The organism is Rhizobium sp. Leaf341 (assembly GCF_001424325.1).
Taxonomy (GTDB): Bacteria; Pseudomonadota; Alphaproteobacteria; order Rhizobiales; family Rhizobiaceae; genus Ferranicluibacter.
Window position 1 is genome coordinate 9,839 of record NZ_LMPE01000002.1, and the last position, 16,528, is coordinate 26,366.

Consider the following 16,528-nt stretch of genomic DNA (forward strand, 5'->3'; position numbering starts at 1 on the left):
ATGAAGACCGTCCAGTTCCGATCTGAAGAAGTGCTCGAAGTTCATGCGTGTCTCCAGACCCTTGCCCGTCTTTTGATCGAACCATTCCCGTGCCGCACGGCGGGTGCCCTTGAGCCCTTGAGCCCTTGCGGCATTCTAGGCCTTGTTTTAAATGGTTCCAGATTATCGTGAAGATTTCCTTCCACGCTCATCCCGATCAAGTCAAGACCGCGACCAAAAACAGCCCTGTGACACGATACCGCGACGGTCGAACGCAATGGAGTTCCGGAAGATGGGAAAGACAGGGCTGGCACTCTTCAGCTTTCGTTCATCATAACTGGCGTCCATTCCCTCGGAGACGTTATTTGTCGCCTTCGATTGGACTTTCGATAGAGCGCATTTAACTTCTCTGGTTAAGGTTCGGGAAACGGCAGGGCTCTGCCTTTCAAGGCTTAGGTTCGGACGCGGCGATACTTCATCGTCTTGTCCCATCAGGAGAGACGACAATGAAGAAAGCCATTGTGCTGGCGGTACTCGCCATGACGGTTGCAAGCTGCAGCCAGACGGAAAAGGGCGCCGGCATCGGCGCCGTATCTGGGGCCGTCATCGGCGGCGCTGTGACGGGCAATGTTCGGGGCGCAGCCGTCGGCGCTGCCATTGGCGGCGTGTCTGGTGCCGTCATCGGCAATGTCTCGGAACAACCGGGCCAGTGCTACTACCGCGATCGCGACGGCGGCCGTTACATCGACGACTGCCCGCGCTGATTGCGCATGCAACGATCCTTCCCGAAGGAGGTATGATGCGGAAGCCCCGTTTCGGCGGGGCTTTTGTTTCCGTAACGTCACACTAACGACGGTTTTCCTCGTCACGAGGCGATGAAGACTTCATCCCGCTCACGAGGATGTGTAGTGTCACGGGACATCGCAAGCGTGCAAACGTTTGAGAGAGACGGCATCGCTTTCCGTGGGCGATCGCTACAGGACGGTCAGCCAACACGGGATGCGGAATCGAATGCGTTTGCCGACTTTCAGTCTCGCGTATCGTAAGGTCGGCTTTGCCTTTGGCGTCGCCGCCTTCGCCCTTTGTGGTCCCGCCTCCGTAAAGGACGCCGCTGCGTTCAAGCTGTTCGGCATCAACTTCTTCGGCAAGGACAAGGACGAGGAGGCCGCCGAGGTCATCGACCCCGTAACCTACACCGTGACTCTGAACGAAGGCACGGATGACGACGAACTGAAGAGTGCGCTTTCCGGCAGTTCGCGACTGGTGCAGGACAAGGACAAACCCGTTTCCGGCAATCTCGGCCTTGCCATCAAGGCCCGCGACGACCGCGACAGGCTGCTGGCTGCGCTTTACGAGAAAGCCCGCTATGGCGGTACCGTGCAGGTCACGGTCGCCGGCAAGCCGATCGAAAGCCTTCCGCCGGATCCCGTCTTCCCGGCGGGCTCACCCATTCCGGTCGTCATCACGGTCGATCCCGGCCCCGTCTTCACGTTCGGCAATATTCTGCTGGAAAGCGATGCCGGCGGGCGCGACCCCAAGGCCTACGATCTCGAACCGGGCAACCGTGCGGACTCCACGCTGATCATCAAGGCCGGCGAGAAGATCGTCGAGGACCTGAAGAAGGAAGGGCGACCGCTCGCGACCCTGAAATCCCGCACCGCCGTCGCCGACCACAAGACCAACACCGTCGATGTCACGATCGGCGCGGAAGGCGGCCCGGTTGCCCCGTTCGGCGCCGTCGCCATCAAGGGCGCACGCACGGTCAACGCCGACTTCATCGCGGACTATTCACGCCTCAACACCGGCCGTCGATATTCGCCGGAAGAGATGCGCAAGGCTTCGGAGCGCCTGCGCCAGCTCGGCGTGTTCTCCAGCATCACCATCCGCGAGGCCGAACAGCTGGCGCCAGATGGCTCCCTGCCACTGACGATCGAGGTTTCGGAAGGAAAGCACCGCTATTTCGGTGCGGGCGCCAAATTCTCCTCGACGGACGGTTTCGGCCTCCAGGGATACTGGGGGCATCGCAACCTGTTCGGCGAGGCCGAATCGCTGCGCATCGAAGGATCGATCGACCGCCTGGGGGAAACGAAGGAAATCACAGACCTCGATTATACCGCCGGCATCCTCTTTACCAAGCCTGGCGTCTTCGATCCCTATTCCACGCTCACCGCCAGCGTAAAAGCGTCGATGATGGATCCCGATGCCTACAAGGCGCAGGTGGTGACCGGCGCCGTCGGCATCGCCTACGAACTGTCCGAGGTCGATACCGTTTCCATCGGGGCGGAACTCGCCTGGAACAACATCGAGGACGCTTTCGGTGACCGTCGCTACCTCACGCCGTCGATTCCGCTCGACTATGTCCGCGACGCCCGCAACGACAAGCTCAACCCGACGGAAGGCTACCGCGCCACGGTTAGCATCAAGCCGAGCTACGATATCTACGGTCAGACCTTCTTCTCGACGTTCGAAGGCTCGGCCACAGGCTATCTCGGTTTTGGCGAAGACGACAAATACGTCCTCGCCGGTCGTCTTGGCGCCGGCACCATCGTGGCCGATGGCACATTGGACGATATACCGGCAACGCGCCGCTTCTTCCTCGGCGGCGGCGGCACCGTGCGCGGATTTGCCTATCAGGAGATCAGCCCGCGCAATGCCGACGACGACCTTCTCGGTGGACGTTCCTACGTCAATGCCAATGTCGAAGCCCGCATCGGCGTGACGAAGACGATCAGCGTTGTGCCCTTCCTCGATGCCGCGACCGTGTCCGCAAAGACCGTCCCGGACTTTTCGGACGTCAAGATCGGAGCCGGTATCGGCGTGCGCTACCTGACATCGGTCGGCCCCATTCGCGTGGATTTTGCCGTTCCCCTCAATCCTTATGACGGGGGAACGCGCTACGGCATCTATGCCGGGATAGGCCAGACCTTCTAGCGCAGGTCTCCGTGACGTCGCCGGCGAACGGTCGATGCAGGTGAGGGCCGGTACGGCGTGTGGGCACCCGCCGTTGCAATGACATGATCGCGACCTATGGGATCGGGACATGATGACGACCGAGGACTGTCTCATCGGCGCGCGAGCGTTTCGATGGGGGAAGATATGGCAATGGCAGAGAGATAGAGCCTCCTTCGTGAAACCGGATTCACCAAAGGGGCTCGAGCAGCCGGGGCGAGACGCCGACCTGGCATGGAGCAGACGATGACACGGATTTTCTCGATCGCTTTGCGCGGCTTTGCCTATCTTGTTGGCCTTGTGGTCATGCTGGCAGTGGCTCTCGTCCTCTTTGCCGGCTTCACGGCACCGGGTGCCCGCATGGTTGCGAGCCTTATCGAGAATTATGCCTCGACCCCGGACCAGATCGTCCAGATCAACGATCCGAGCGCGCTCCTCACCGGCAATTTCAAGGCCGGTTCCATTGCACTTTACGACAGCAAGGGCGCCTACGCAGAAATCCGCGAGCTGACACTCGACTGGACCCCGACGGCGCTGTTTTCCAAACGCTTCGACGCCGCAAACCTGTCCGCCGGTTATATCCGGATTGACCGCCTGCCCATTCCTTCGCAACAGACGCAGGAGGTTCGCTCCAGCTTTGCGCTGCCGCTGGACGTAAAGATCGACCGCTTTGATCTTCACGAACTGGTCATCGGCAAGGCAATTGCCGGTGAAGACCAGGTGTTAAACGCAGGCGGGACGGTCACGGCGACGAATGCGAGCATCGCGGCAACGGTGGCCATTGCCCAGCGCGACCGGCCCGATGCCAAAGCCCTTGCCGACATCGTCTATGACCCCGCTGCCAATGCACTGAAGCTCGAAGCCAGCATCGACGAGCCGAAGGGCGGCATGCTCGCCCGCGCGTTGCGTCTGCCCGGCGAGCCCGCCGTTACCGTTCGTCTGACAGGCGACGGCCCGCTCTCGCGCTGGGCCGGAAAGGCAACCGCCGCCCTTGACGGCCAGGAAGTGCTCACGCTCGCTGGGGCGCACACGCTGGCGCCGGACGGCTACAGGACGGTGGCACTTAACGGCGGTGGAACCTTCGCGGGCCTGATGCCGGAAACCCTGCGTCCGCTGTTCGAAGGCACGACCGCGATCGATATCGCCGCCGCGCTGCAGGATGGCACCGCGATCCGCATCGATCGCGGTCGCATCTCAACCGCGACGATCGACGTCAATGCCGCCGGTACGGTGAGCACGGTCGGGAAGAACGATCTCAAGGTGACGCTCGCCGGTGTCGACGGGCGCCCCGCCCCCATTCGCCTTCCTCTTGGCGACGCATTGGCCGAACTCGCTCTGCGCTCGGCCGAGCTGTCCCTCGTCGGCGACGCTCGCTCTGCCGTGCTCGATCTCAACGCCATGCTGGATCGCGCCGAGCTTCCGCACGGGACCATCGAGAATGCAGCCCTGACGGCGCATAGCGACGCATTTAACATCTCCGACCGCAGCGGCGCAGTGGCGATTGCGCTGAAGACGGGTGCGACGCGGCTTGCCAACGCCGATCTCGATCGCCTCATCCGGGGGCCTCTGACGGTTGACGGGCGGCTCGACGTTCGCCCTGACGCGATCGCCTTCGATCCGCTGACGATCGATACGGCAGCGCTCGACGGGACCCTCACCGGTCGCTACGACCTGACGAACGGCACCCTCAGCACCGATCTTCGTCTGACCGCGCCGGCCGAAGCCCTGCCGCCCGCCGTGGCGAGCCGCACCGGGGGCCCGATTTCGCTGGATGGACGGATTCAAACGGGAGCCGATGGCGCCCTCTCGCTGTCCGGCCTGTCGCTCAAGGCGCCGTCCCTCGATGCTACCGGCGATCTGGCGCTTCAGTCGGGAAGCCTGACCGGACGTATCGCTGCCACTCTTCCGGATCTTGGCGCGTTCGCCGCCAATGCGAGCGGCCGTGCGACGGTGACCGCCGATATTTCGGGCCCATTGAGCGCGCTCGGCATCAAGGCGGAGGCCAAGACCGATCAGGCCACCATTGCCGGAAAAACGGTCACCGGACTGACCATTCTCGCCGACACCACATTGCGGGGTGGCCTGCCGGTCGGCAAGCTCACGGCCAACGGTGCGGTCGATGGCCAGGCGGTCACGGCAACGGCCGACATCGCCTCTGAGAACGGCGCCCTGTCCATACCGACGCTGGAAGCCACCGTTGCGGAAAACCGGATCACCGGCGCGCTGACCTTCACGCCGGATTTCCAACCAAACGGGACCTTGAACTTTGCCCTGCCGAACGTCGGGGCGCTCGCATCCCTCGCCGGCCAGACGGCGGCCGGCGATCTCGCCGGCAAGGCCGAGATCGTCAGCCGCGACGGCAAGACCGCCGTAACGGTCGACGCCACGGGCAGCGGACTGTCGCGCGGTGACCTTTCGATCGTCAATCCGCGGGCGCAGGTCGTCATCAACGACCTCAAGAACCTCACCATCGACGGCACGATCACGGCGGACTCCCTCGGCCAGGGCGCCAATCGCGCCACGGGCGCGACGATCACCCTGAACAAGCTGGGCGCGGACACGCGCATTGCGCTCGACGGCACGTTCGACAATGCGCCGCTGTCACTCAAGGGCGCGGTGACGACGCAAGGCGGCACGCCATCGTTCACCATCCAATCGCTGAACGCTGCACCGCGGGGTATCCCGCTCGAGCTCTCCGATCCGAAGACGCTCGCGCTCGATCAAGGCGGTGTTCGCCTCGACAATTTTGCGATCGAGCTTCCGGGCGGCACGGCAAGCGTGTCCGGCCTTGTCGGTCAAACGCTCGATGTCACCGTGGCCGTACGCGGCAAGCCGGCCGTCGAATATGCCCAGCCCATTCAGGGCGGAGAAGCACGCGTTGCCATTTCGACAGCCGACATCACCGCGCGGGGGCCCATGACCGGCGCGGTTATCGATGTAAAGGGCGAGCTTGCCTATGTCGCCGTACCGCAGGGCCGGCTCGAGACGGTCGGCATCGTCGCTCACAGCGACCGTTTCGACATCACAGGACGACAAGGCGCGATCCGGGCAAGCATCAATGCCGGCGCGACCCGCTTCGTCAATGCCGATCTCGGCCGTCTCCTGCCCGCACCTTTGAAGCTCGACGCGACCATCACCGTATCCCCCGCCGCGGTCGGTTTTGATCCCGTCATCATCGACAGTGCCGGTCTGGACGGTGCGGTCAATGGCCGTTTCCAGATGAGCGACAACAGCCTGCGCGCAGCGCTGCGCCTGAGTGCACCGCCAACGGCACTTCCCGCAGCCCTGGCATCGCGATTCGACACCAATCTCGCCCTCTCGGCAAACGTCACCCGGGATCCGGCCGGTGCCCTCAATGTTGCCAATATCGCGGTGGAGTCCGGCACCATCACCGCCAACGGCTCGCTGTCGCTCGTCGATGGACAATTGACAGCGGCAACGGCAGGCACGCTTCCCGATCTCGGCAAGGTCCTGGCCGATGCCAAAGGCAACGCCCGCTTCACGCTGGACGCAACCGGTCCGCTCGAACGTCCGCTGATCAAGGCGGAGATTCGCTCCAGCGGTGCGACGCTTGCGGGGCGAACCTTGAGCGATCTCGTCGCCGCTGCCACCGTGACCGCCGATCCCGCAAACCCGCAGGCCACGATCACGGCCACCGGCGCCCTTGGCGGTCAGGCGATCGACATTCGAACGCAGCTGGCAACGACGAACGGTCGCATCCGCATCCCGGAACTCGCCGCTCGCATCGGCGAGAACCGGCTGGACGGCAGCATCGACCTGACCGAAGCTTACGAGCCGAACGGTACGATCACCTTCAACCTTCCGGATGTCGGCCTCATCGCGGCGATGGCCGGTGAGCGGGCATCGGGCGATCTCGCGGGCTCTGCCACCATTGCCAGCGGGAACGGCAAGACGTCTCTCGCGCTCAAGGCCTCCGGATCGGGCATCAAGCGGGGCGATCTTGTCATCACACGGCCCCAGGCCGACATTACGGTCGATGACCTGAAGGCCCTCGCCATCCGCGGGACAGCGAAGGTGGAAACGATTGCGCAGGGGGCAAACCTTGTTTCCAATCTGGATCTCGCTTTCGACCAGAAACAGGCGGGTCTGACCGATGTCCGCCTCGATGCCGTCTACGACAACGCGCCGCTCGTCTTCCGCGGCGCCATCGAGACGGGACCGACACGCACGACCGTTCGCTTGGCAACGCTGTCCGCCGCCCCGCGCCAGATCGCGCTCAAACTGGCAGCGCCCTCCACCATCATCATCGAAAATGGCGCTGTGCGGGTCGCCGACCTGCGCATCGGCGCGTCCGGCGGCACGCTGGCCGTCACCGGCACGGCGGGCAACACGCTTGACCTTACGGTCCGCCTCGACCGTCTCCCTGCGCGGCTGATCAATGCTGTATCGCCGACGCTCGGCGCGGATGGAACGATCGACGGCTCCATCGTCGCCAAGGGAACGGCGTCGGCGCCCGACGTCACCTATGACCTGCGCTGGGCCAATGCCACGGTTGCGCAGGCAAAATCCGCCGGGGTCGGTGCGTTGACCATTGGCGCGAAAGGCGGCTTTTCCAACAATACGGTGACGCTCGACACCGACATCCGCGGCGCAGGCGGGCTTGTCTTTAAGGGCGGCGGGCGCCTGGGGATCACCGGGAACAGACCGATCGACATGCGGTTCAACGGCAACCTCCCGTTCTCGCTTCTCGGCCCCATCCTTGCACAGAACGGCTTTGTTCTCACGGGAACCGCAAAGGTTGATGCCGCCATTTCCGGCGCCGTGTCCGCTCCCATCGTCAATGGCTCGGTGACCACCTCCGGCGCACGCCTTCTCGATGCCCGGCGCAATCTCTCGATCAACGGCCTGACGGCGAATGTCGTGCTGGCAGGACAGGAGGCGCGGATCGAACGACTGACGGGTACGCTCTCGACCGGCGGCTCCCTCGCGATCAGTGGCACGATCGGCATCCAGCCCAATTCGGGCTTCCCTGCCAATCTCGACATCCGCCTTGCAAAGGCGACCTATGTCGATGGCAGCCTGCTGACGGCAAACCTCGACGGCACGCTGAAACTGTCGGGCCCCTTGACGGGAACGCCGATCCTCAGCGGCCGCGTCGTAATCCCGAAGGCGTCCATCACCATTCCCGAAAAACTTCCGGCTTCCCTTTCGGAGATCAACATCAAGCACCGCAACGCGCCGGCCGACGTACGTCGCATGCAGGCAGAGGTGCAGAAAGATGCCGGCGACGGCGGCACGACTGAGAAAAGCGGCGGCATCGGCTTCGACATGACGGTTGCGGCCTCCCGCATCTTCGTACGCGGACGCGGCGTCGATGCCGAACTGGGAGGCGATCTCGTCATCCGCGGAACCGCGGCGAGCCCAGCCGTCACCGGTGGGTTCCAGATGAGGCGCGGCCGTCTGGAGATCCTCGGCAAACGCATCGACTTTACCGATGGCACGATTACGTTCGGTGGCAACCTCATCCCCGCGCTTGATCTCGATGCGACATCGACCGCGGGCTCAACTACTGTCACCGTGAACGTTGCGGGCCTTGCCAATAGCCCCAACGTGACCTTCAGCTCGTCCCCGGCTTTGCCGCAGGACGAAATTCTCGCGCAGCTGATCTTCAACCGATCGCTTTCCAAATTGTCGGCGGTCCAGATTGCACAATTGGCCAGTGCAGTGGCACAGCTGGCCGGAGGAAACGGCGGCTCCCTGTTCGACGGCTTGCGCAACAAGCTCGGCGTCGATGACCTGGACGTGTCCACGGACGATGGCGGCGGCGCCGTGTTCCGGGCCGGCCGCTACATCAACGACCGGACCTATCTCGAACTGCAACAAAGTTCGGATGAAGGTGCAAAGGCTGTGATCAACCTGGATGTCGGCCGCGGCGTGAAGCTGCGCGGCGAAGCCGGTTCGGAAGGCGGCGGCGCAGGGGTGTTCTATGAGAAGGAATACTGACGCCCGGAGATACCAGGCGCTGCGGCCTCCATGTCCGCTCCCAACGCATCCATGATGAGCAATCTGACAATGGGGCGCTTGCAAATTGCAAGAAGAGGCACGCAATTTTACCAATCTTGTCTCTTTCTGCGGTAGCGCTACCGGTGCAAAGTCTGCTGCGAGACGTTTCGCTGAGGAAAAATGCGTATGGTATCGATCGGCTTGATTGGGGTGCCCCTGGAAGAAGGCTCCGGGCGTCGGGGCTGCAGCATGGGGCCGACCGCGCTTCGGATTGCTGGCATCGATCACGTCACGGCCGATCTCGGTTTCGACGTCACGGACCACGGCGATCTGCGCCCCGAACCGGTCGAGGGCCTCGGGCGGCATCCGGGCGCCAAGCATCTCTCCATCGTCGCGGGCTATGTCAGAGCCTTGGAAGAGGCGACCTACACCATTGCATCGAAGGGCGCCGTCCCGGTCATTCTCGGGGGCGACCATGCGCTGTCCATGGGCAGCGTCTCAGGCATGGCGCGCTATGCCGCGAAAGTCAGGCGTCCGCTCTTCGTTCTGTGGCTGGATGCCCATGCCGACTTCAACACGCCGGAAACATCGCCGTCGGGCAACATGCACGGCATGCCTGTCGCCTTTTTCTGCGGCCAGGCCGAATTTGCGGACATCCTGCCGTCCAAGCGTGCGCTCGTCGATCCGAAGCGGGTCTATCAGGTCGGCATCCGGTCCGTCGACGAGACGGAACGGCAGGAGATCAACCGACACGGCGTCAACGTCTATGACATGCGCGCCCTCGACGAGATGGGCGTCGCCGCCATCGTCAAGGAGATTCTCGGGGCCGTGGAGCGCGAGGACGGGCTGCTGCATGTCAGCCTCGACGTCGATTTCCTCGAGCCGGACATCGCACCCGGTGTCGGCACCACCGTTCCCGGCGGCGCCACCTTCCGGGAAGCCCATCTTGTCATGGAACTGCTCTGTGACAGCGGTCGCGTCTCCTCGCTCGATCTCGTGGAACTCAATCCTTTCCTGGACGACAGGGGCAAAAGCGCCCGCGTCATGGTCGAGCTCGCCGCCAGCCTGTTCGGCCGCCGCATCCTGGATCGCCCGACCCGCAGCGGTTGAACGGGACTGCGCGCGGACGAAAAGCTCTTTTAACCATTGATGAGATATCCTGCCGTCTGAAAATCCGTTGTGGTTTTGAATCCGGGGACAACAGACATGAGCAATGCATTGACAATGGCCGGTTTTGGCGGCGAAACGCTGGAAATCATCGCGTTCCGGCTTCACGATCAGGAATTCTGCGTCAAGACCACGACGATCCGGGAAATCCGCGGCTGGGCTCCGTCGACGCCGATCCCGCATTCTCCGCCAGAGGTCATCGGTGTAATGAACCTGCGTGGCACAGTCATTCCGATCATCGACCTGGCGCACAAGCTCGGCATGAAATCCACCGTCGCCAACGAGCGCAGCGCCATTGTCGTGGCCGAAGTGCACTCCATGGTCGTCGGCCTTGTCGTTGATCGCGTTTCCGACATCCTCACAGTCCAGGGTAGCCAGGTCCAGCCGGTTCCGGAAGTCACCACCTCCTTCGATAAGGCCTATGCGGAAGGCATCATCGCCAACGAAAACGGCATGATCTGCTTCCTCAACCTCGCGCGCATGTTCAAAGAGCGCGACGTCGAAGAAATGGCGGCCTGACAGGCTTTGGACGCCTAATTTACATCATTCTGTTACATGACTGTGAGAAAACCGACCGGCAGCGTGGGAACATCCTCGCGCTGCCGCGATCCGGAGATCCTGATGCATGTGGGGATGCAAGAAACCATCGCTGGCAGCGCTGCTGCTTACGGCCTTTCTCCCCCTCACGCTGGTCGCCGCGGCCCATTTCGGCCGCATTCTCCTCACCGATAACTTTCATGAAGTCATTCCGGGGCAGCTCTATCGATCGGCACAGCCGTCCGGTGCCGATCTCTCGGAATACAAATCCCGCTACGGGATCCGCACCGTCATCAATCTGCGGGGAGAAGGCTCGTCCGCCTGGTATCGCGACGAGGTCGAAGCGGCCGCACGCGAGGGCATGGTGCACATCGATTTCCGCATGTCGGCCTTCAAGGCTCTCACGCTCGAAGAAAACCACGCGCTGATCGCGATCCTCCGGGATTCCCCGAAGCCCATTCTCATCCACTGCAAGTCCGGAGCCGATCGCACAGGTCTGGCGAGCGTCATCTACGCAAGTCAGGTTGCCGGCGAAGACGCGGAGACGGCGGGACGCCAGCTCTCCATCGCCTACGGCCACATCGCCATTCCCTTCCTGTCTTCTGCTTTCGCCATGGACGAGAGCTGGGAAGCCTTCGAAGCAACGCTCAATCGACCAGGATAGGCCAATCGCAAGGGATCAGGGCGCGGGCGTGGCCGGTTTCCCCAGGCGTCGGTCATATCCATCGAGAATCCGCTTCACCAGAGCGGGATAGTCCTCGTCGAAATGATGGCCTCCCTCGATCGGAATGATCTCGACGCCCGTGTCCTTCAGCGTGGGGCAAACATCGTCTTCCTCGTCGGTGCCATAGACGCATTGCACGAGCGCGGGATCGATGGACTTCAGGTCATCTGCGGGATCGCCATGACCATCGGACGCACCGGCGCCCAGCCAGCCGAGCACGGAAATCTTGTAGTCCACCTGATTCGATACGGCGAGAAGCGAGATCTGCGAGACACGGGCACGGTCGGCTGCCGGCAGAAGATTGTAGGTCCGCGGCAGCACGTCGGCACCGAAGGAATAGCCGATCAGCAGGACCCGTTTCACGTTCCAGCGCTTGCCATAGAGCCCGATGATCCGGGAAATATCGCTCGCTACCTCCTGCGGTTGGCGTTCCGTCCAGAAGTACCGCAGCGAATCCAGGCCAACGACGGGCATGCCCTGTTGCTGCAGAACGTCGCCGACTTCCTTGTCGATGTCACGCCAGCCGCCGTCGCCGGAGATCACAATGGCCATCGTGTCACGCGTCGGTTTGGCATCGAGCACGGTCAAGGGCAGGCCCAGCGGGTTATCGTCGCCGCCACTGTTTTCGACAAGGTCGGACAGCGTGTCGGAGAAATCCTGCCAGATGTCGCCGTCGCTGTCCTGAACATCGATATCGTCATGCACGGCCTTCAGCGCTTCGACATGCGTCCGTCCGTCCGCCGGGGCAGACGCGCCGAGCAGAACGGTGACCGGATCGGGCAGCGGTCCGTCCGTCAGGCCGTAGATCATCCGGTCACCGACGGTGCGCTTGTCGGCTGGCGTACACAGTTCGCGCATCAGGGCGATGCCCGCGTCCGGATCAGCGGCCAGCGTGTGGCCGATCGTGGCCGGGGGCGTTTGCGCGGCGATGGCCAGCGCCAGCGCACCACCTGCGCCAACACCTGCGACGATCGGAAGATCATAGTCCGAGTTGTCGAGGGAGCGCTGGATCTGCTGGCTGAGCGCCTCGATGTCGGAAACCATATAGACGCAATCACCATCATCCTTGGCAAGGGCGGCGAGGTAGGATGGCAGGTCGATCCCGATAACCAGGGCGCCCTCGCCCGTCATCCGCGAGGCAACGCCGTCTTCCTTTGCGCCCCACCCGCCTGCGTCCGACAGCAGGACCACGGCAGCCTTCACTTCGCCCGAGGGCTTCAGGATATGCGGCGCAGGGATCATGCCGGTATCGAAACCGGAGGCGTTCTCGGCATGAACAGTGCAAGGCGACATCGCCAGCAGGCCCAGAAGGGCTAAGGTCTTCAACGGTTTCATTTCTTCACAAGCCCTTTCACGCCACCGCCGATCAGGAACGTGGCGTCCATCAGCGACAGGATCGGACCGATCCCCCCGCCCGCTGCCATGTAACGAGGCTCCCACCGAGGATGGAATTTCGTTTTGAAGGCCTTCAGGCCCTTGAAGTTGTAGAAGCGCTCGCCGTGCTCGAACACTGTCCGTCCCACCTTGTCCCAGACCGGAGAGGATCGTCTTTCCGAGAGACCGGCGAGCGGCGCCATGCCGAGATTGAAGCGCTGGAAGCCGCGGTCTCGCAGATGCTCCATGACGGAGACGAACAGGAAGTCCATCGAGCCCTTTGGAGCCTCCGGGGAGAAGCGCATTAGGTCTACAGAACCCTCTTCCCGCGTATCGGTGATCAGGATATTCGCGAATGCAACGATCTTGCCACCGACCTTGAGGACGGCCACGGGCTGGCGGCAGAGATAGTCCCGCGAAAAGGCACCCAGCGAGAAACCCTTTTCCTTGGCGTCATGATGGGCAAGCCAGCTGTCCGATACGGCCTGGAGATCATCCAGTATATCCGGCACATCGGCCGCCTCAACGAGCTCGAACGAAAGACCGTCGCGCTGCCCTCGGCTGACGGTCTGGCGCAATGTCGCCCACTTGCCGCCCTTTAAGGAAAAGCTGGTCAGGTCCATCGTCGCGATTTCCCCGAGGCGAAACGCCCGCAGGCCCGCATCGGCATAATAGGAGAGCCCGGCCGGCGACACCTGGTAGAAGACCGGGCGACATCCGACGGCGCGGGCGCTTTCGACGAATTGCCAGATGAGATCGGGCCAGACATCCCGTGGACCCACCGGATCGAACAAGGCGATCCAGGAGCGCGCCTGCCGGCCGTACATGATGAAAGCCCTGCCGTCCTGGGAAAACATCAGGCTCTTGTCACCCATCAGCACGAGATTGGCGTCCGAGACCCCTTGATGCGCGATGATCGCCATGGCCTTGTCGAGATCGTCGGGAGACGGCGTTTCGATGGCGCCCCGCGCCGGTCGCATCAGGCTCCAGAACGCGAAAGCACCGGAGAAAAGCACAAGGCCGAGCACGGCACGCAAGCCGCGCGGTGCTTCGGCCGAAAGTTCGAATTCCCACCAGAGCCGGTTGGAATATTCGACGTCGCGGTAGACGAACAGGAGCAGCGCAACGGCAAACAGGCAGAGCGCGCCCATCGCCGTCAGCCAGGGAACCGTCAGAGCGGTGCTGGTCATTGTCGCCGGTCGTGTAAAGGCGCGACGACTGATGAGAAGGCTGATGATGAAGAAACCGAGAAGCCCGGCTTCGAACAGGGCCACGGCCTTGACCAGCGAAAGCAGAAGCGCAGCGAGCGAAAGTCCGAGCGCTGCCCACCAGGCGCCATCCAGCCGGCGCGCCAGTCCGCGTGCAGCGATCAGCAAGGCAAGACCCAAGACGCTGGCGAGGAAATGCGCGCCCTCGATGACCGGCAGCGGCACGTAGTCGGCGAGGAAGGCAAGGTTTTCGTCGGGCGTTGGCGTCACGCTGGAAAACACGAGCATGGCCGCAAGAACGAGGGAGAGGGCCGAAAGCAGAAGGGGCGTAAGCCTGCCTGCAACCCGCCGCAGGCTCGATCCGACCGGCTTTCGCGCGAGCGTGCGCACTTCGGCGATGACGACGAACAGGACGGCAAGGATCAGCGGCACGACGTGGTAGATCAGCCGGTAGAGCGCCAGCGCACCCAGAACGGTATCGACGCTCGCCGTCTGGCCGAGCGCAGCAACAATCACGGTTTCGAACACGCCGAGACCTGCCGGCACGTGGCTGAGCACACCAAGCCCGACCGCCACGGAATAGATGGCAAGGAAAGCGGGCCAGCCAATCGTGCCTTCCGGCAGCAGGACGTAAAGCACCGAGGCCGATGCTGCGAGATCGAGAACCGTGACGAGGAACTGCCGGGAGGCCGTCCGCGAGTCCGGCAGACGCACGGAGATACGGCCGAACACCATGGGCTGACCATCGCGGCCCGCGACCATCAGCGCGACGATGCCCGTCAGGGCAAGGATGGCGACGACCCGCAGGCCAGATGCCGGCAGCCAGGTGAGCGGCGCGATTTCGGGCGCGATGGCGAGAATGCTCAGCGATCCCACCGCTGCAAGCCCGAGCCCGAAGGCGAGCGTCACGAAGGCGATGACGCCGCCGATCTCCTCCGGCTTCAGGCCAAGCCTGGAATAGGCGCGATAGCGGATCGCTCCACCACTCAACGGTCCAAAGCCCGCTGTATTGCCGACGGCATAGGCCGCAAAGGCGGTCAAGGCGACATCGTTGTAGGGCAGCCGGCGTTTGACGTAGGAAAGCGCGCTGACATCGTAAAAGGTCAGGGCAAAAAAACTGAGCCCGGTGAACACAAGCGCAAGAGCGATCGCCGACCAGCTGGTCGAATCGAGCGCCGCCATGACGTCCTCGTAGCGGACCTCCGACGTCAGGTGCACGATGGCAATGACGACAATGGCCGCGATTAGAAGAATGGCGCCGCCGGCGGCGAACCGGCTGATGCCTCCGAACCGGGCGAGGATGCCGCGAGACTCGTCAGACCCGTCGCCCGCGATAGATGCTGAACCGGCAGAAGCAGTAGGCGAAGGCGTTGTATCGGGAAGGGTCATGGAACCACATGCGTCTTTCGAGAACCGGAAAGCCCTATAGCGCAATGCTCTATACAGCCGGGCTGCGCTGCTTGACAGTGAACTTCCTGTAACGTCGGATGAATTGCGAAACGGAGCAAGCCCATGACGACGTCGAGGTCGCCTGTCGCTTTCATCAGCAATTCCGGCAATACGAGGGCGGACATGCGCGCAATCTCTTGAAGAGGCGCCGAGCACGGCTATGTTTCGACCGAATTCAGGCAGACAGTATGATAGATGACAAAGACGGCGGCGTCCGCGAGATCGGGGAGACGAAGGGTCAGGACCCGATCGTGAACCTTTCGAAGACGGAGCGCGCCGACGACATGGCGCACGAAGGCGGGTCTGAGGCCGGCCCTCGCGGAACGTTGCGACGTCTTTACTACGGCACGGACAGCCAAGCCGTCGGGTTTCAGGCAACGATCGGCATTATCGATCTTGCCGTCATCCTGTTTTTTCTTGCCGGTCCCTATCTGACGCGTCACGGCACCTATCTCGTCATCGACTATGCAATCGCCGCGTTAATCGCCTTCGAATTTACAGCCCGGGCGCTGATCGCCAACAATCCCTGGCGGTTCCTTTTCCGACCGATGACGCTGGTCGATATCGTCATCCTTGCGACGCTGCTGTTCCCCGAGACATTCTCGAACTTCGCCTTTCTTCGGGCGCTCCGTATCTGGTCCTTCAGCCAGAGCCGCGTCTTCGGTATTCTGGTTCATCGGGCCGGTTGCCGCGAATATCAGGAGGTGATCGGTGCCTGCATCAACTTCGTGACGTTTCTCTTCCTCGTCACAGGTTTCGTGTACACCGCCTTCTTCGCAACGGAGGCCGGTATCGAAGGCTTTGTCGATGCGCTCTATTTCACGGTCGCGACCATCACCACCACGGGCTTTGGCGACATCACCCTGCCAGGCACGCTGGGCAAGCTGACATCCATCGTCACGATGATCTTCGGCATCTCGCTCTTTGTGCGCCTCGCGCAGGCCATCGTCCGCCCGAACAAGGTGCGGTTCTCCTGCCCGCAATGCGGACTGAACCGGCATGATGCGAACGCCGTGCATTGCAAGGCCTGCGGCCACATTCTCAACATTCCCGATGAAGGTCTTTGATCGGGTCCGCATCCTCGACATCCAGACCCGCACAAGCCCGGATAGGCTTCATAGGCAGGATGTTTCCCAGGAATCGCACGCCGGTTGCGAAATCAGGACACATTGCGCCG

At 62.8% G+C, this 16,528-nt stretch carries 9 protein-coding genes; 7 read left to right on the forward strand and 2 right to left on the reverse strand.

From position 1 onward, the window contains the following. The first annotated feature begins 485 nt into the window (after positions 1–485). From ASG03_RS00075 to ASG03_RS00100, 6 genes are all read left to right on the forward strand, one after another. Positions 486–743, forward strand: coding sequence for a YMGG-like glycine zipper-containing protein (locus ASG03_RS00075; protein ID WP_062477987.1), 258 nt, complete (start codon positions 486–488; stop codon positions 741–743). A 247-nt stretch (positions 744–990) separates the two neighbouring features. After that, positions 991–2,910 carry an autotransporter assembly complex protein TamA gene (locus ASG03_RS00080; protein ID WP_062477984.1) on the forward strand — a complete coding sequence of 640 codons (1,920 nt, stop codon included), beginning with the start codon at positions 991–993 and terminating at the stop codon, positions 2,908–2,910. Positions 2,911–3,174: 264 nt separating this feature from the next. Beyond that, a complete protein-coding gene (locus tag ASG03_RS00085) occupies positions 3,175–8,892 on the forward strand; it encodes a translocation/assembly module TamB domain-containing protein (RefSeq protein ID WP_162241347.1) in 5,718 nt (1,905 codons plus the stop codon). Positions 8,893–9,078: 186 nt separating this feature from the next. Continuing rightward, positions 9,079–10,002 (forward strand): arginase, encoded by a 924-nt coding sequence (gene rocF, locus ASG03_RS00090; protein WP_062477979.1) that lies wholly within the window; start codon positions 9,079–9,081, stop codon positions 10,000–10,002. Between the two features lie 96 nt (positions 10,003–10,098). Further along, complete coding sequence (locus ASG03_RS00095) at positions 10,099–10,578, forward strand: chemotaxis protein CheW (protein ID WP_062477976.1); 480 nt, start codon at positions 10,099–10,101, stop codon at positions 10,576–10,578. A gap of 106 nt (positions 10,579–10,684) precedes the next feature. Then, entirely contained in the window at positions 10,685–11,260 is a 576-nt protein-coding gene (locus ASG03_RS00100) for a dual specificity protein phosphatase family protein (protein ID WP_062691388.1), read from the forward strand. 15 nt (positions 11,261–11,275) lie between these two features. Here the strand turns inward: ASG03_RS00100 and ASG03_RS00105 are convergent, their stop codons facing one another. Then, positions 11,276–12,655, reverse strand: a complete 1,380-nt coding sequence (locus tag ASG03_RS00105; protein WP_062477969.1) for a virulence factor family protein — start codon at positions 12,653–12,655, stop codon at positions 11,276–11,278. Continuing rightward, positions 12,652–15,291, reverse strand: coding sequence for a bifunctional lysylphosphatidylglycerol flippase/synthetase MprF (gene mprF, locus ASG03_RS00110; RefSeq protein WP_082475460.1), 2,640 nt, complete (start codon positions 15,289–15,291; stop codon positions 12,652–12,654). Before mprF ends, ASG03_RS00105 begins: the two co-directional genes overlap by 4 nt. A gap of 344 nt (positions 15,292–15,635) precedes the next feature. On the opposite strand from mprF, the gene ASG03_RS00115 reads away from it, so the two are divergent. Next, positions 15,636–16,418: a potassium channel family protein gene (locus tag ASG03_RS00115; RefSeq protein WP_062691720.1), complete on the forward strand. Its 783-nt coding sequence runs from the start codon at positions 15,636–15,638 to the stop codon at positions 16,416–16,418. Positions 16,419–16,528: the final 110 nt, after the last annotated feature.